The sequence below is a fragment of the Eubacterium sp. CAG:161 genome, assembly GCF_000432355.1.
In the GTDB taxonomy this organism is placed as follows: Bacteria; Bacillota; Clostridia; order Lachnospirales; family Lachnospiraceae; genus Eubacterium_G; species Eubacterium_G segne.
This window is the reverse complement of record NZ_HF991874.1, coordinates 305670-323465: the sequence shown is the minus strand read 5'-3', so window position 1 is coordinate 323465 and position 17796 is coordinate 305670. Positions and strand designations below refer to the sequence as shown.

At 36.2% G+C, this 17796-nt stretch carries 17 protein-coding genes; 5 read left to right on the top strand and 12 right to left on the bottom strand.

What is annotated here, in order from left to right; translation table 11 throughout:
* Positions 1-123, bottom strand: a 123-nt coding sequence (locus tag Q5O30_RS11540) for a glyceraldehyde 3-phosphate dehydrogenase NAD-binding domain-containing protein (RefSeq protein ID WP_302674721.1), incomplete at its 3' end; no start/stop codon positions are given.
* Between the two features lie 321 nt (positions 124-444).
* On the opposite strand from Q5O30_RS11540, the gene Q5O30_RS11535 reads away from it, so the two are divergent.
* Complete coding sequence (locus Q5O30_RS11535; protein ID WP_021953898.1) at positions 445-1212, top strand: histidinol-phosphatase HisJ family protein; 768 nt, start codon at positions 445-447, stop codon at positions 1210-1212.
* A 61-nt stretch (positions 1213-1273) separates the two neighbouring features.
* Here the strand turns inward: Q5O30_RS11535 and Q5O30_RS11530 are convergent, their stop codons facing one another.
* Positions 1274-2398 carry a cysteine desulfurase family protein gene (locus Q5O30_RS11530; RefSeq protein ID WP_021953897.1) on the bottom strand — a complete coding sequence of 375 codons (1125 nt, stop codon included), beginning with the start codon at positions 2396-2398 and terminating at the stop codon, positions 1274-1276.
* Between the two features lie 87 nt (positions 2399-2485).
* On the opposite strand from Q5O30_RS11530, the gene Q5O30_RS11525 reads away from it, so the two are divergent.
* Positions 2486-4006, top strand: coding sequence for a polysaccharide biosynthesis protein (locus Q5O30_RS11525; RefSeq protein WP_021953896.1), 1521 nt, complete (start codon positions 2486-2488; stop codon positions 4004-4006).
* Here Q5O30_RS11525 and Q5O30_RS11520 read toward each other — a convergent pair.
* Both Q5O30_RS11520 and Q5O30_RS11515 read right to left on the bottom strand, forming a co-directional pair.
* Positions 4003-5748, bottom strand: coding sequence for an ABC transporter ATP-binding protein (locus tag Q5O30_RS11520; RefSeq protein ID WP_021953895.1), 1746 nt, complete (start codon positions 5746-5748; stop codon positions 4003-4005). The genes Q5O30_RS11525 and Q5O30_RS11520 overlap by 4 nt on opposite strands.
* Positions 5749-7476 (bottom strand): ABC transporter ATP-binding protein, encoded by a 1728-nt coding sequence (locus tag Q5O30_RS11515; RefSeq protein WP_021953894.1) that lies wholly within the window; start codon positions 7474-7476, stop codon positions 5749-5751.
* A gap of 217 nt (positions 7477-7693) precedes the next feature.
* Here Q5O30_RS11515 and ptb point away from each other — a divergent pair, with 217 nt between their 5' ends.
* The 3 genes from ptb to Q5O30_RS11500 are packed head-to-tail and all read left to right on the top strand — an operon-like array spanning position 7694 to position 9897.
* Positions 7694-8605 (top strand): phosphate butyryltransferase, encoded by a 912-nt coding sequence (gene ptb, locus Q5O30_RS11510; RefSeq protein WP_021953893.1) that lies wholly within the window; start codon positions 7694-7696, stop codon positions 8603-8605.
* A gap of 11 nt (positions 8606-8616) precedes the next feature.
* Positions 8617-9681 carry a butyrate kinase gene (gene buk, locus Q5O30_RS11505; RefSeq protein WP_021953892.1) on the top strand — a complete coding sequence of 355 codons (1065 nt, stop codon included), beginning with the start codon at positions 8617-8619 and terminating at the stop codon, positions 9679-9681.
* 18 nt (positions 9682-9699) lie between these two features.
* A complete protein-coding gene (locus Q5O30_RS11500) occupies positions 9700-9897 on the top strand; it encodes a PspC domain-containing protein (RefSeq protein WP_021953891.1) in 198 nt (65 codons plus the stop codon).
* A 76-nt stretch (positions 9898-9973) separates the two neighbouring features.
* Here Q5O30_RS11500 and Q5O30_RS11495 read toward each other — a convergent pair whose 3' ends face one another.
* The 8 genes from Q5O30_RS11495 to Q5O30_RS11460 all read right to left on the bottom strand — a co-directional run.
* Positions 9974-11338, bottom strand: coding sequence for an NCS2 family permease (locus tag Q5O30_RS11495; RefSeq protein WP_021953890.1), 1365 nt, complete (start codon positions 11336-11338; stop codon positions 9974-9976).
* A gap of 168 nt (positions 11339-11506) precedes the next feature.
* Positions 11507-11944 (bottom strand): hypothetical protein, encoded by a 438-nt coding sequence (locus Q5O30_RS11490; protein ID WP_021953889.1) that lies wholly within the window; start codon positions 11942-11944, stop codon positions 11507-11509.
* A 45-nt stretch (positions 11945-11989) separates the two neighbouring features.
* Positions 11990-13042, bottom strand: a complete 1053-nt coding sequence (locus Q5O30_RS11485; RefSeq protein ID WP_021953888.1) for an electron transfer flavoprotein subunit alpha/FixB family protein — start codon at positions 13040-13042, stop codon at positions 11990-11992.
* Between the two features lie 19 nt (positions 13043-13061).
* Entirely contained in the window at positions 13062-13850 is a 789-nt protein-coding gene (locus Q5O30_RS11480; protein ID WP_021953887.1) for an electron transfer flavoprotein subunit beta/FixA family protein, read from the bottom strand.
* A 15-nt stretch (positions 13851-13865) separates the two neighbouring features.
* Complete coding sequence (locus Q5O30_RS11475; RefSeq protein WP_021953886.1) at positions 13866-15023, bottom strand: acyl-CoA dehydrogenase; 1158 nt, start codon at positions 15021-15023, stop codon at positions 13866-13868.
* A 33-nt stretch (positions 15024-15056) separates the two neighbouring features.
* Positions 15057-15929, bottom strand: coding sequence for a 3-hydroxyacyl-CoA dehydrogenase family protein (locus Q5O30_RS11470; protein ID WP_021953885.1), 873 nt, complete (start codon positions 15927-15929; stop codon positions 15057-15059).
* Positions 15930-16017: 88 nt separating this feature from the next.
* Entirely contained in the window at positions 16018-16809 is a 792-nt protein-coding gene (locus tag Q5O30_RS11465) for an enoyl-CoA hydratase-related protein (RefSeq protein WP_021953884.1), read from the bottom strand.
* Between the two features lie 83 nt (positions 16810-16892).
* Positions 16893-17796: acetyl-CoA C-acyltransferase (locus Q5O30_RS11460; RefSeq protein WP_302674715.1), on the bottom strand; the 904-nt coding region annotated here is incomplete at its 5' end.

The window sequence follows — 17796 nt, the reverse complement described above, 5'->3', positions numbered from 1 at the left end:
TAACATCTTAGGACTTGTTAAGTCGTTGATAGCTACTACTTCATAACCTTCTGCTCCAAACATCTGTCTGAATGCAAGACGTCCGATACGTCCAAATCCGTTAATTGCAACTTTAACTGCCATTTGATTTTTCCTCCTAAAAATAAGAATTTAAAAATTTTTTGTTAATCTTCATTAACCTAAAACTTATTTTACATAATTCATTTACAAATATCAAGGTGTTTTTGTGGTTTTTATTGGTTTTTTGTTAAAATTTTGTCAAGAAATCCATAATTGCACTTAAAAGTAGATTTTTATTGGTATTTTTGTTATATTTTTCTAGGTGTAAACAAAATATTTTCACCGGCTGTTTTTGTTATTAATGCAAAAGCCTGATTGTTTTAACAACTGATATTTTGCTTATTTTTTCATTTTTTATTCATGCACACTAATAAAGGAGTTTTTATGTATTCAGATTATCATGTTCACAGCAGTTTTTCTTTTGACAGCGAGGAAACTTTAGATAATATTATAAAAAAAGCAGTTTCTTTAAATATGAAACAAATTGCCATAACAGACCATCAGGATTTTAACTGGCCTGTTAAAGGAGAGTCACCTTATATTGATTTTAACAGGTATTTTGACACATTAAACCATTATGCAGACAAGTATAAAAACAAAATTCAGATTCTAAAAGGTGTGGAACTTGGCATTACAATGGATAATGTCCAATTATGCAGGAAGCTTTTACATAATGTAAACTTTGATTTTGTTATAGGCTCCTGCCATGTGGTTGACAATATGGACCCTTATTATTACAGTTTTTGGGAATCCCACACCGACAGGGAGGCTTTTGAATTGTACTTTTCCACCCTCCTTGATGCCTTGCATAGTTTTAATTCCGTTGATACCTTAGGTCATTTGGATTACATAGTGCGATACAGCCCAAATAAAGATGCTAATTACTGTGTTTTTGATTACATGGATGTAATTGATGAAATTTTAAAGTTTATTATTACTCACTATATAAAGTTGGAAATTAACACAGCAGGACTTGCTAAGGGTCTTGATTTTCCAAATCCTCACACAGACATTATAAAACGTTACACTGAACTTGGTGGAAAATATGTGACGATAGGTTCTGATGCCCATAAGGCTTGTGATATAGGTTTTGGTTTCAACAAAATAGAGGATATAGCTAACAGATATAATTTAAAGATTTATGAGAAATAATTTATGTAAGGCTACGTGGCTGTATGGATTTGTTCCTATGGCACACGTAGTTTTTCTTTTTTTACCTGCTTCTTAACATTTTTATGTTTTCCTTTAATCTGTGAATGGTATAATCAATTTCTTCCTTTGTGTTATCACTGCACAATGTTATTCTTACAGTTCCATAAGCAAATTTCTCCGGTACACCTATTGCAGATATTACATGGGATGGTGCATCTGAACCTGAGGAACAGGCCGAGCCTGATGAAATACATATGCCGTCATTATCCATTAATACTACTAACGAGGTACCATCCACTCCTGCAATGGTAAAATTGGCATTCCCCGGAAGCCTTCTTGCCATACTGCCGTTTAATTTTATATACGGTATTTCACTTAAAACTCTGTTTATAAGATAATTTCTTAAATTAGTTTCCTTTTGCACTCTATCAGTAAAGTTAGACATCACTTCCTGTAACGCCCCGTTCATTCCAGCAATGCCAATTACATTTTCCGTTCCTGAACGTTTTCCTCTTTCCTGTCCCCCCCCATAAATAAGGGGGATCATTTTTTCAGGATTTCTCACATATAAAAATCCCACTCCCTTTGGTCCATGAAACTTATGGCTGCTGGCACTCATCATGTCAAGATTCATTTTCTCCACGTCTATGGATACATGCCCAAAAGCCTGAACTGCATCTGTATGAAAAATTATATTATGCTCCTTAGCAATCTTACCTATTTCTTTTACAGGCTCTATTGTTCCAATTTCATTGTTGGCAAACATAATTGAAATAATTGCCGTGTCATCCCTTATATTTCGTTCCACATCATCAGCATTTACCACTCCCTGACTGTCTACGTTTAGGTAAGTTGCTTTCATTTTATCCTTTTCTAACTGCTGACACTTATTTAAAATTGCGTGATGTTCGATTTTTGATGTTATTATGTGTTTTCCGTTATTTTTTGAGTTTTCTAATGCCCAGTTATCGGATTCAGTTCCTCCGGAGGTAAAGAAAATATTTTCCGGTTTGGCATTTATAAAATCTGCTATGTTTTTTCTGGTTTCTTCAATAAGTTCCTTGGACATTTTTGAAAAAGCATACACTCCTGACGGATTAGAATACACTTCATTTATATAAGGCTCCATTGCCTTTATTGCCCCATCGCTTATTTTTGTAGTTGCTGCATTATCCAGATATATCATGGCCTACTCCTTTATTTATTTTATGTTAATAGCATTTTTTCCCATTTTGTGAATAAATTGTATAAATAATTATTGCTATGTGTTGCTATGTCAGTAAAAAATCAAATTATCAAAGGTACAATTATTCTTACCCTTGCCAGTGTTTTAAGCAGGGTAATAGGTTTCTTATATAGAATATTCCTGTCAAACTTAATAGGTGCAAGAGGTATGGGAATTTTTCAATTAATCTTTCCGGTTTTAGGCTTTTGTGTTGCCTTAAGCTGTGGTGGAATACAAATTGCCGTATCCAGATTTGTTGCAGAAAGCCGTAATAACAAAGATAAATTTCTTGTATTTGTAAGTAGCATTATAATGTCATTATTTCTGTCTGTTACAACAGCACTTCTGCTTTTTTATTTTGCAGACAGTATTTCTTTACACATAATAAAAAACAATGAATGTGAAAAACTTTTAAAATATGCAGCCATAACCATTCCCCTTACCACCTTTCATGCCTGTGTATCGGGATATTATTTAGGTCTGAAGAAAACCTTTGTTCCGGCTGTTTCCTCTATTTTTGAGCAGATTGTTAAGGTTATTTCCCTATACATATTAGGACTGGTCTGGGTGGAAAAAGCCATAGAAATCACTCCTCTTATTGCAGTATATTCAATGGTAATATCAGAATTAGGAGGGGTTATTTTCTGTGTAATTGCAATAAGCACTGAAAAAATCTACAAATTTAAAATTAACCAGCTTTTCTTTCAGATTAAAAATCTTTTTTCAGTTTCATACATACTTACAATTAACAAGATAATGATTACATTTCTTCAATGTATAGAAGCCATATTAGTACCTATTGTTCTGGTAAAAAGCGGAATGACTTCTAATGATGCCTTAAGTGTTTATGGAATACTTACCGGAATGGCACTTCCGGTGGTCACTTTTCCATCAGCCATTAATACATCTGTTTCTACCATGATTTTACCTGCCATTGCAGGAGAAAATGCCGGTGGCAAGTCTCAAAACGTAATAAAAACCACAGAGGTATCTGTATGGTTCTCCTTTGTCACGGGAATATTTTGCATAGGTATTTTCCTATGTTATGGTGATTTTATAGGAACTACAATTTTCGGTCATAGTGAAGCAGGTGAATATATCAAAATATTGGCATGGCTTTGCCCTTTTATGTATTTATCCATTACTTTAGGCTCCGTACTTCATGGTCTTGGAAAAACCAACACTGCCTTTGTCCATAATGTAATAGGTACCATTATAAGGCTTGTCTGTCTTTGGTTTATAGTTCCCCTTATTGGTATAACAGGCTATTTATGGGGACTTTTAATAAGTAATCTGTTAACAACCCTTCTCCACGGATTATATATTTATAAAAAAATACATTTCTCCTTCTCCGCTACAGATAACATTATAAAACCCACTGCCTGGCTATTTTGCAGTCTGGTAGCGGGTAAACTGATAAAATTTATATTTAGTTTTTCTTCTTTCTCCGGCAAAATGTTTGACATTGTTTCTGCCGGAATAAGTGCCCTTGCTATTATGCTTGTATTTCTATACTTTATAAAAAACGAAATTGATTTTAAGAAGTCAAACTGTGGCACAGCCTTTTAGCTGTTCCACAGTTTATAATAAAATCCTTTTTTGGCAAGAAGCTCCTCATGATTTCCCTGCTCAATAATCTTTCCTGCATTCATAACCAAAATACAGTCTGCTTCTTTTATGGTTGAAAGTCTGTGGGCAACAATAAAGGTCGTTCTTCCTTTCATCATTTTGTTAAATGCCCTTTGTATCCTGATTTCCGTTCTTGTATCAATGGATGAAGTAGCTTCATCTAAAATAAGCATTGGTGGCAATGCCAGCATTACCCTTGTTATACAAAGAAGCTGTTTTTGCCCCTGGGAAAGATTTCCTCCATCTTCTCCTATAACAGTATCGTATCCCTCCGAAAGACGCTTTATAAAACTATGAGCATGACTTGACTTTGCAGCACTTATTATTTCTTCTCTTGAGGCGTCAGGCTTTGCCATGGCAATATTTTCAGCTACAGTTGCATTTCTAAGCCATGTTTCCTGCAACACCATTCCGTAAGAATTTCTAAGGCTTTTTCTTGTTACATCTCTTATATCTTTTTCTTCTATTGATATTTTTCCCGAATTAACATCGTAAAATCTCATAAGAAGATTTATTATTGTAGTCTTACCGCAACCTGTAGGCCCTACTATGGCAACACGTTCTCCCGGTGCCACATGAAGATTCAGGTTTTCTATAAGCTTTTTGTCAGGTACATAGGAAAAATCAACATTTTCAATATCGACCTTTCCTGATATGTTATCAAGTACCGTATCTTCATTTTCTTCAACATCTTTTACCGGTTCTTCATTTATCAGTGTAAATACTCTTGCACTACATGCAATTGCATTTTGAAGTTCCGTAACAACACCTGATATTTCATTAAAAGGCTTTGTGTACTGATTTGCATAGCTTAATATACATGTCAGACCACCTACTGTAATTCCTCTGGTTAAAACCGCTTCTAAACCACCACTTATGGTAACCCCTGCATAAACTAAATTGTTTACAAATCTGGTAGATGGGTTAGTTATAGAGGAATAGAAAGTTGCCTTCATATTAACATCACATAATCTGTCATTTACTTCATCAAACCTTTTAACAGTGTTTTCTTCCTGTCCAAAGGCTTTTACAACTTTAATACCACTAATTGTTTCATCTATTAATGCCGTCTGCTCACCTCTTATTTCTGACTGCTTTCTAAACATAGAATAGGTGCGCTTTGCAATAAAGCCTGCCACAAAGAAAGAAACCGGTGTAATTAAAATTACAACTAAGGCTATTTTCCAGTTAGTCTGCAACATAAATATAAGGGTTAAAACAATGGTTACAACTCCCGTAAAGAGATTTGAAAATCCCATAAGCAAACCGTCTGCTAACTGGTCAACATCTGTAATTACATTATTTACTATGTCGCCACTTGACCTTGAATCAATGTAGCTTACAGGAAGTCGCTGCGTCTTTGCAAATGCTTCCTCTCTTATATCTCTTATTACATTAAATGTAATTCTGTTGTTACATAGTCCCATAATCCACTGGGCAATTCCTGCCACTATGGCACAAATCACTATGGTAAAAATCACATTCTTAAGTCCCGGGAAATCTACCTTTTTAGCATCAATAATTTTATCTGTTCCATAACCTATAAGCTTTGGAATATACAATGATAGTACAACATACACCACAGCAAAGACCATGGAGCCTGCCAACATGTACCAATATTTTTTTATTCTTTTTCCCAGTTCTATGAGAGCCTCTTTTTGTGAAATCATATTATCTTTCATTTATTTGCCCTCCTCTTGTGATTTTTTAAACTGTGAATCATATATTTCTTTATATACATGACAATTTTCCAGCAATTCCTCATGTTTTCCCACTCCTGCTACTTTTCCGTCATCTAACACTAAAATGTTATCTGCATCCATTATGGCAGCAGTTCTTTGGGAAACCACAAAAACCGTGGTATCCTTTAATTCCTTTATGGCTGCCCTAAGCTTTGCATCTGTAGCAAAATCCAGTGCTGAAGAACTGTCATCTAATATAAGGATTTTCGGATTTCTTACAAGAGCTCTTGCAATACTAAGACGCTGTTTTTGTCCTCCGGAAAAGTTCTTTCCGTTTTGTGCCACATCAGCATCTAAGCCGTTATCCTTTTCCATAACAAAATCATAACTTTGGGAACGTTTTAACGCCATTATCATATCTTCTTCCGTGGCATTTTCATTCCCCCACAAAAGATTGCTTCTAATAGTTCCCTTAAACAACAATGCCTTTTGAGGTACTATACCAACCTTCATTCCCAGTTCTTCCTTATTAAACTCCTTTACATCTACACCTTCTATTTTAACGGTGCCTTCCGTGGCATCATAAAATCTTGGTATAAGATTTACAAGGGTGGTTTTTCCAGAGCCTGTTCCACCTATGATTCCAATAGTCTGACCTTTTTTAACTTTAAGATTTACTCCTTCTATGGATGGCTCCTTTGATAATTCATAGGTTAAGGATACATTGTCAAATTCCACAATATTTTCCTTATCACTACCCTGCTTTAAAGTTCCCTGCTCTATATTGCATGGTATATCAAATATGTCCTGTATTCTTTTCGCGGAAGCAAATGCCTTTGTAAGATTAATAATAAGACTTGCCAATTTAACTAATTCAACTAAAACCTGAGACATATAGTTAACTAAGGCAACAACCTTTCCCTGAGTCAGTATGCCTGTATCAACCCTTTCCCCACCTATCCACAAAATTGCAATAATAGCAACGTTTATAACTATATAGGTCATAGGATTCATTATTGTGGAAATTTTTCCGGCAAAAATCTGAAATTTATTTAATAGTTCATTTTCACTATTATATCTGTCAATTTCTTCATCTTCCTTATTAAAAGCCCTGATAACTCTTGTACCGCTTAAATTTTCTCTGGTACTTCCCATTACCTTGTCAAGAGCTCCCTGAACCTTTTTGTAAAGAGGAATTGTTATAAGCATTATTCCATATACTATAACTGACAAAACCGGTATGGAAACAGCAAATACCAATGCGGTTTTAAAATCAACAAAAAATGCCATAATCATGGCACCGAAAACAATAAAAGGTGAACGAAGTAACAGTCTGAGAGCCATGTTTACCTGAGACTGAACAAGGTTCGCGTCTGCTGTCATTCTTGTAATAAATGTAGATGCGCCGTATTTATCTACATTGGTATAGGAAAGCTTTTGAATATGACTAAATAACTCATGTCTTAATTCCTGTCCGAAACCGGCTGATGCTTTTGCAGCAAAATACTGGGCTGTAATGGAAAATGCCAGTCCCACAAAAGCTAATAATACAAGAACTCCTCCCATTTTTAATACATATGATGTGTCATTTGTCTTTATACCATTGTCAATAATTGCTGATACTACTAACGGTACAATTAAATCAAAACATGCTTCAAGCATTTTAAACAATGGTGCGCAAAATGATTCCTTCTTATAATTTTTTAAATACTTTAGTAAACTCTTCATGAATACGTCCTCAAATTAATTTTTTACTAAACAAGTATACCCTTTATGGTTAAAGTTAGCAATTAGAAAATATTTATACTTTTTATGGAACATCTTTTCCCTATAAACAGCGTTTTTCCTTGACCGAATGTGGTGCTGGTGCTATTATTTAAGGTGGTTTATCCCAAATATTGCAGGGCAATATTTGAAGAAAATAAAATTTAAGAGGTACATGAATATGAGTAAAAGTTTTGATGATTTACTAAAACAGGTTGCAGATTGTCCTAAAAAGACTGTTGCTGTAGCATGCGCACACGATGATGCTGTTTTGGAGGCTGTAAAGGCTGCAAAAGAAAGAGGCATTGCCGATGCTATTTTAGTTGGTGATGAATCTAAAATAAGAACAATTGCACAGGTTCTTAAAATGCATTTAAATGATTATAAAATAATCGATGTTGCCGATCCTATTGAAGCAGCAAGAACTGCTGTTAAATTAGTTCATGACGGCGAAGCTGATATGTACATGAAGGGACTTATTGATACAAAATCATTCCTTAAGAGTGTATTAGATAAGGAAGTTGGTTTAAGAACAGACAAAACATTATCACATGTTTGCGTATTTGAAATAAAGGGTATTGATCATCTTTTATTCTTATCAGACGTTGCTTTTGTTCCTTATCCTAATCTCGAAACAAAGGCAAACATTATTAGAAACACAGTTGAAATTGCTCATGCCTGTGGCATTGAGTGTCCTAAGGTTGCACCACTTGCAGCAGTTGAAGTTGTAAACCCTAAGATGCCTTGCACAGTTGATGCTGACGAACTTACAAAAATGAATGAAAATGGTGAAATTGAAGGATGTATCGTTGACGGACCTCTTTCCCTTGACCTTGCTATTGAGCCTCAGGCTGCATTCCACAAAGGAACAACTAACAGAAAAATTGTTGGTGATGCTGATGTATTATTATTCCCTGATATTCACGCAGGTAACATTACATATAAGGCATTAGTTCACACTGCTGAATGTAAAAACGGTAATATTTTAACAGGTACAAAAGCTCCTGTTATTCTTACATCCCGTTCAGATGAATTTGAAGTTAAAGTTAACTCTATTGCTCTTGCAGCAATCGTTGCAGAGAAATTAAAATAAAGGAGGCAGTTATGTCATATAAAATTTTAATTATTAATCCGGGTTCTACTTCTACTAAAATTGGTGTTTATGAAGATGAAACCCAGTTAATGGAAGAAACTCTCAGACATTCTACAGAAGAGATTGCACAGTATGCTACTATTTATGATCAGAAGGATTTCAGAAAAGAAGTTATTCTTGATGTTTTAAAGGAAAAAGGTGTAGACCTTAATGATATTGATGTTGTTGTAGGTCGTGGTGGTCTTCTTAAACCAATACCAGGTGGTACATATGAAACAACACCTGAATTATTAGAGGATTTAAAGATTGGAAAACAGGGACAGCATGCTTCTAACTTAGGCGGTATTCTTGCTAAAGAGATTGCATCTGAAATCAATGTTCCATCATATATTGTTGACCCTGTAGTTGTTGATGAATTACAGGACGTTGCAAGACTTTCAGGTCACCCTGAAATGCCAAGAATTTCAATTTTCCATGCATTAAACCAGAAGGCTGTTGCTAAGAGATATGCGAAAGAAGTTGGAAAAGCATATGAAGACCTTAACTTAATCGTTGTTCATATGGGTGGCGGTGTTTCAGTTGGAGCTCATAAGAACGGCAAGGTTATTGATGTTGCCAATGCTTTAGATGGTGACGGTCCTTTCTCTCCTGAAAGATCAGGTGGACTTCCATCAGGTGCTTTAATGAAGCTTTGCTTTAGCGGAAAATATACTCAGGCTGAAGTTTCAAAGATGATTAACGGTAACGGTGGTTTCAATGCTTATGTTGGAACTAACGATATGAGAGACCTTGTAAAAATGGCTAAGGATGATGAAAAAGCCCAGTTAGTAATGGATGCTTTCCATTATCAGTTAGCGAAAGAAATCGGTGCTATGGCTGTTGTTCTTGGTGGTAAGATTGACCAGATTATCTTAACAGGTGGTATTGCTTACAATGCTATCACTCAGGAATACTTCAAGAACGCTGTAAGTTTCCTTGCTCCTATAACAATTTATCCTGGTGAAGATGAATTATTAGCTTTAGCACAGGGTGCATTAAGGGTTATGAGTGGCGAAGAAAAGGCTATGACTTATTAATAAGATAAGGAGTTTTTTATGAAGAAAAGACTATGTAAATCCGGTACTGACAGAAAGTTATGCGGTGTATGTGGCGGTTTAGGTGTTTATTTAAACATTGATTCTACTGTTGTAAGACTTATTTGGTGTCTTGTTACATTGTGTTCATGTGGTACGGGTATTGTTGCTTACATCATAGCAGCATTGGTTATGCCTGATGATGAAATAATACAATAACAAAATAATGATAGACAAACAAAACAAAACCGGGCTTTGAAGCCCGGTTTTGTTTTGTTTATTGGTTTTAAACTTTTTATAAGAATATATATTTCAAAACGAATAATACAGCTAAAACATATAATAATGGTTTAACCTTCTTAGCCTTTCCACAAACAAGGTTAAGTAATACATATGAAATAATACCTACTGAAATACCTTCTGAAATGCTATAGAATAATGGCATTGCAATAATACAAAGGTAAGCAGGAATTGCTTCTGTTAAATTTTCATCTGTAAACTTAATGTCTGTAATTGCACCAAACATAAGGAATCCAACCATAATAAGTGCCGGAGCTGTAGCGAATGATGGAATTGTTATAAATAAAGGTGAGAAAATTACAGCTACTAAGAATAACACACCTGTAATAACTGCTGTAAGACCTGTACGTCCACCTTCTGCTACACCTGCTGATGACTCAACGAATGTTGTTGTTGTTGATGTACCAAGTATGGCACCTGCTGATGTTGCAATAGCATCTGATAAAAGTGCAGGTTTGATGTTTGGTAACTTTCCATTTTCATCAAGCATACCTGCCTTTGTACTTACACCGATGATTGTTCCCAATGTATCAAATAAGTCAACAAAAAGGAATGCAAATACAACAATAATAAAGTTTACAATACCTACAGCCTTGAAATCAAGATTAAAGCACTGTCCAAATGTTTTTCCTAATGCTGAAAAATCAAAGCTTACAAATCTTGTAGGAATAACTGAGAAAAAGCTCTCGTTATCAGGAACATAGATTTTTGTAAGTTCACATATAATTCCAAGAACCCATGTTGATACGATACCAATAAGAATTGAGCCTTTAACTCTCTTAATATAAAGTATAGCTGTAATAAATACACCAATAACAGCTAATAATGCTGTGATTCCGGCTGTGTGGAAATTCTTTGTGAAATCAGTAATAGTAACAAGTGTTGATGAATCTACAACAAGACCTGCATTCTGTAATCCGATAAATGCAATAAATAAACCAATACCAACTGATACTGCTTTCTTAAGATTAAGTGGAATTGCATCAAAGATAGCTTCACGTACATTTGTTAATGAAAGTACAATAAAGATAATACCTTCAATAAATACTGCAAATAATGCTACCTGCCATGAATATCCCATTTCACCACAAACTGTGTATGCAAAATATGCATTAAGTCCAAGACCTGCTGATAAAGCAAATGGAAGATTTGCCATAAAAGCCATACACATAGTACCGATAAATGATGCTAAACATGTTGCAATAAGAATAGCTTCCTTATCCATGCCTGTGCCATCACTTAAGATGTTCGGGTTTACAGCCAAAATATATGCCATAGTCATAAATGTTGTAAGACCCGCAATTACTTCTGTTTTTACAGAAGTGTTGTTCTGTTTGAGTTTGAAAATTTTTTCTAACATTTTCCTCTCCGTACAGTCCTCTGACCATACATTTCCTTTCTTTAGAATATATTTATTCGTGCAAAACACCATTTAATTATACCACAAATTCAGTTTATATCTACCTAATTTTTCAACAAATTAGTGCAAAAAGTAATTTTTGACATTTTTACAAATTAATATATTCTTCTATGTGTCAGCATTTATTTTAGGACAGTCAAAATCCACCCTCATATAATTAGGGTCAACTAATTTAATCAGATTGTCATAAAGAAGATTATGGGATTTTTCATTGTTCATTAAATTATTATCATATATTTTTTTTGCCACATCTAACACATTATATCCCTGAATGGCACCATAAACCACACTTCCATCCCTCAATACAACATAAGGTCTGATTTTATAGCTTTTACCATATCCTTTATCAACATTCAAAGTCATAACATAGTAGTCTGCTGTATCTGAATTTTCCAACTTTATATTGGCTTTTCCTTCTTCGGTTGATGGGACACTTACCACATATTTATTATCACTGCCAAGTACCATATCTCCAACAGATATATTTCCTTCGTCCAATGCAATTATAAAAAGAATGCCTCCTGCAACCATAGTTGCAAGGGACATTCTCTTTATATCTCTTATTTATTCGCTATGCTTAATGCTTCACGATTATTTATTTGCAAGTTCTGCCTTAATAGCTTCTGTAAGCTGTGGAACTACCTTGTTTAAATCACCTACAATACCATAATCAGCTACGTCAAAGATTGGAGCATCTTCGTCTTTGTTGATTGCGATGATTAAGTCTGATTCTTCCATTCCGGCAACGTGCTGAATAGCACCTGAAATACCAATTGCAAAGTAAACCTGTGGACGAACTGTCTTACCTGTCTGTCCTACCTGTCTGTCAACCGGTAACCAGCCATTATCTGTAACAGCTCTTGAACATGAAACTTCACCACCAAGAACCTTTGCAAGGTCTTCAAGAATCTTGAAGTTCTCTGCTGAACCAACTCCACGTCCACCGGATACTAAAATCTTAGCATCCATAATATCTACTGTTTCAGCTACTGACTTAACTACTTCAAGAATTTCAACATACTTGTTGTTCTTCTCAAATCCAGGGTTAAATTCAATAACTTCTGCCTTTGCTCCAGGCTTAGGATCAGCCTTCTGCATAACACCTGCACGAACAGTTGCCATCTGTGGTCTGTTGTCAGGACAAGCGATTGTAGCAATTGTGTTTCCACCAAATGCAGGACGAGTCATAAGTAACTGATTGTGCTTCTGCTCCTTTCCCGGAATTGGGTTAATTGGAAAATCACCAATTTCAAGTAATGTACAGTCTGCTGTAAGACCTGTAGCTACTCTGGCTGAAACTGTAGGACCTAAATCTCTACCGATAGCTGTTGCACCTACTAACATTATTTCAGGCTTGTATTCTTCAATAACTGAAGCTAATGCATGTGCATATGGCTCAGTTCTGTATGTTTCAAGTTCAGGATCATCAACTACGATTACCTTATCAGCACCATATTCTGCTAATTTGTCAACCAAGTTTCCAACTTTTGATCCAAGAAGTACTGCTGTAACTTCTGTATTTAAAGGTTTTGCAAGTCTTCCTGCTTCTCCAAGTAATTCGAATGCGATTGGGCTTAATTCGTTATCTACCTGCTGAGCGAAGACAAATACGCCTTTATAATCTTCTAAATTAATGTTCTGCATAATTATAATCTCCTCTCTATTAAATAACGTGCTTTGTTATTAATTTGTCCATGATGTATTCAACTGCTTCTTCCGGTGAATCAGGTGTAACCTTTTCGCCTGCACCCTTACGAACCTTATCTGAAGCCTTAGCAATCTTTGTAGGTGAGCCCTTAAGTCCAAGATCTCCATCTTCTACATCAACAAGATTTGCTCTTCCCCAAGTTGTAATTTCTGCATCACAAGCATCAAAAATTCCACCCGGAGTCATATATCTAGGATCATTTAATTCTGAAAGAGCTGTAATAAGAACCGGCATCTTTGCCTTAAGCATATGATGTCTGTCTTCGTACTGTCTCTTAACGATTACGCTGTCTCCGTCAACTTCAATGCCTTCAGCATATGAAATAACAGGGATTCCAAGATGTTCAGCAATCTGTGGTCCAACCTGAGCTGTATCACCGTCGATAGCCTGACGTCCTGTAATAATAATATCATAATCTTTAATGTTTCTGATAGCACCGGCAATTGTTGTAGATGTAGCCCAAGTATCAGCACCACCTAAAACTCTGTCTGTTACTAAGATTCCGTTGTCAGCACCCATAGCTATAGCTTCACGAAGAACATCTTCAGCTTTTGGAAGACCCATTGTAAGAACTGTAACTTCTGCTCCGTACTGATCTTTTAATCTAAGTGCTGCTTCAAGACCTGCTTTATCATCTGGATTCATGATTGTAAGCATTGCAGCTCTATTTAATGTACCATCCGGGTTAAACTGTACTCCACCCTTTGTATCAGGTACCTGTTTTACACATACGATAATTTTCACGATTAGTACCTCCTATTACTTTAATAAGTTAGCAGAGATTACCATACGCTGAACTTCTGAAGTACCTTCATAGATTTCTGTAATCTTAGCATCTCTCATCATTCTTTCAACGTCATATTCTCTGATATAACCATAACCACCGTGTAACTGAACAGCCTTAGTTGTAACTTCCATTGCAACTTCTGCTGCATATAATTTAGCCTTAGCAGCTTCTACAGAATATGTCTGCTGTGTAGCCTTAGCCATAGCAGCCTTGTATACTAATAACTTGGCAGCTTCTACCTTAGTAGCCATATCAGCTAACTGGAACTGTGTATTCTGGAACTGTCCGATTGATCTGCCAAACTGCTTTCTTTCCTTAACATAATCAATTGTTGTTTCAAGAGCACCTTCAGCAAGACCAAGAGCCTGAGCTGCAATACCGATACGTCCACCATCAAGTGTGTGCATAGCGATGTTGAAACCTTTACCCTTCTTACCAAGTAAGTTTTCAGCCGGGATACGACAATCTTCAAAGATTAATTCGTATGTTGCTGAACCACGGATACCCATCTTCTTTTCCTTTGTTCCAAATGTAAATCCAGGTGTTCCTTTTTCAACGATGAATGCTGAAATTTCTTTCATCATTCTACCACGTTTTTCAACTTTACCTGTTACAGCGATTACAATGTAAACATCTGCATACTTACCATTTGTGATAAAGCACTTAGAACCGTTTAATACCCATTCATTTGTAGCTTCATCGAAAACAGCCTTTGTCTGCTGTCCCTGTGCGTCTGTTCCTGCACCCGGCTCTGTAAGACCAAAAGCGCCTAACTTTTCACCTTTTGCAAGGGGAACTACATATTTCTTCTTCTGCTCTTCTGTACCAAATGTCATAATAGGATCGATACAAAGTGATGTATGAGCTGATACGATAACACCTGTTGTACCACAAACCTTTGATAATTCTTCAACACACATAACATATGTTAAAGGATCACATCCCTGTCCGCCGTATTCCTTTGGAACCGGAATACCAAGGAAACCATATTTTGCCATCTTTTCAACTGTCTCTACAGGAAACTGTTCATTTTCATCTGTTTCCTGAGCAAGAGGCTTAACTTCGTTTTCTGCAAATTCTTTGAAAAGTGTTCTAGCCATTTCATGTTTTTTGCTTAAAGTAAAATCCATTTATTTGTCCTCCAAATTTATAGTTTGCTCTAATTACTGAGCATCAACTGGTGTCTTAGTACGGTCTGCGTTATATACATAGAATCCCTTACCTGACTTAACACCAAGGTTTCCGCCTCTAACCATCTTACGGATTAATGGGCATGCACGATATTTGCTGTCCCCTGTTTCATTGTAAAGTACATCCATAATTGCAAGGCAGATATCTAAACCAACGAAATCTCCTAATTCAAGAGGTCCCATTGGATGGTTAGCACCAAGTTTCATTGCAGCATCAATACCGGCAATGTCTGAAACACCTTCCATCTTAATGAAAGCAGCTTCGTTAATCATTGGAATTAAAATTCTGTTTACAACAAATCCTGCAGCTTCATTTACCTGTACAGGTGTCTTTCCGATTTCTTCTGAAATCTTCTTGATTGTTGCAACTGTTTCATCAGGTGTGTTAACCCCTGCGATAACTTCTACTAATTTCATTCTGTCAGCAGGATTGAAGAAATGCATACCAATCATAGGACGTGTAAGACCATTTCCAATTTCTGTGATAGAAAGTGATGATGTATTTGAAGCGAAAACACATTCAGGCTTGCAAATCTTATCTAATTCTGCAAATGTTGTTTTCTTAACTTCCATATTTTCAAAAGCAGCTTCAACGATCAAATCGCAGTCAGCACATAAATCTTCCTTAAGACCAGGTGTGATGCTGTTAAGAATACCATCAACCTTCTCCTGTGTCATTTTTCCTTTTTCAACAAGTCTTGCATAACCTTTAGCAATCTTGTTTTTTCCACCTTCAGCCCATTCCTGCTTGATATCACATAATGCAACTGTGTATCCTTCAACCTGAGCGAAAGCCTTTGCGATTCCCTGACCCATTGTTCCTGCGCCAATAACTCCAACCTTCATGATTATTCCTCCATAATATTTATGATAATTTTATTTTGTATCCACTTATGTCTCAAATCAATAATTATAAAAAACTAAGTGGCTTATATTACATATTCTTAAATGGTACAACCTTTAATTTCTTTTCTTTATCCTTTTCAAGGAAGTTACCCATACCTGCCTTCTGATCTTCTGTCTCAAAGCAGCTACCGAATAATTTTTCTTCAATAACGATTGCATCATCCATGTTTGCATCTAATCCATCATTAATTGCCTTCTTGCATGCTCTTACAGCAATAGGTGCGTTCTTTGCAATGCCTGCTGCCATTTTCTTTGCTGCATCCATAAGTTCTTCCTGTGGATATACTGCATTTACAAGACCGATTCTGTAAGCCTCATCAGCCTTAATGTTTCTTGCTGTATAAATCATCTGTTTAGCCATTCCAGGTCCAACGATTCTTGCAAGTCTCTGTGTTCCACCAAATCCCGGTGTAATTCCAAGACCTGTTTCAGGCTGTCCGAAAATAGCATTTTCAGAACAGATTCTAATATCACAACTCATTGATATTTCACATCCGCCACCTAAAGCGAATCCGTTTACTGCAGCAATAACAGGAACAGGTAATGTTTCAAGTTTTCTGAAAACATCATTTCCCTTCTTACCGAAAGCTTCGCCTTCAGCCTTTGTAAGTGTTGACATTTCTCCTATATCAGCGCCTGCAACAAATGACTTTTCTCCGGCACCTGTTAAAATCAATGCTCTTGTTTCATTAACATCAACTGCATCTAATGTAGCGTTTAATTCATCAAGGACCTGACTGTTTAATGCGTTTAATGCCTTTGGACGGTTGATAGTAATAACTCCAACAAATCCTTCCTGTTCATAAGTAATAAATTCCATATCACTTCTCCTTTAAATCACCTTATTAAAAAACACATGAAAAGCTGGTAGTAAAATCTGCTACCAGCTTTTTATATATTTAATTAGTCTCTTTCAACGATTGTTGAGCAGCCCATTCCGCCACCGATACATAATGTAGCAAGACCCTTCTTAGCGTCTCTCTTCTGCATCTCGTGAAGTAATGTAACAAGTATTCTACAACCTGAAGCTCCAACAGGATGTCCAAGTGCAATAGCTCCACCGTTTACGTTAACCTTGCTCATATCAAATCCAAGGTCTCTTGCAACTGCAACTGACTGTGCTGCAAAAGCTTCGTTAGCTTCGATTAAATCCATATCGTCAACTGTTAAGCCTGTCTTTTCCATAACTTTTCTTGTTGAAGCAACAGGTCCAACACCCATGATTGAAGGATCAACTCCGCCAAGTGCTCCGCCAACAAATGTAGCCATAGGTGTAACACCTAATTCCTTAGCCTTTTCTTCGCTCATAACTACTACTGCAGCTGCTCCATCATTAATACCTGAAGCATTACCTGCTGTAACAACACCATCAGGCTTTCCTGAACAGCATCTTAATTTACCAAGTGATTCAGCAGTTGTTCCTGCTCTTGGTCCTTCATCTGTATCTACAACGATATCGCCCTTTCTGTTCTTAACAACAACTGGAACGATTTCATCCTTAAACTTACCTTCAGCCATAGCCTTTTCACATTTCTGCTGTGAGTTAGCTGAGAATGCATCTAATTCTTCTCTTGTGATTCCCCACTGTTCAGCTACGTTTTCAGCTGTAATCATCATATGATAATTGTTGAAAGCATCTGTTAATGCATCATTTACCATTGTGTCAACAAGTGTTCCGTTGTTCATTCTGTAACCAAATCTTGCTTTTGGAAGTGCAAAAGGTGCCATTGACATATTCTCCATACCACCTGCAACAACGATATCAGCATCTCCTGCCTTAATCATCTGAGCTGCCATATTTACACAG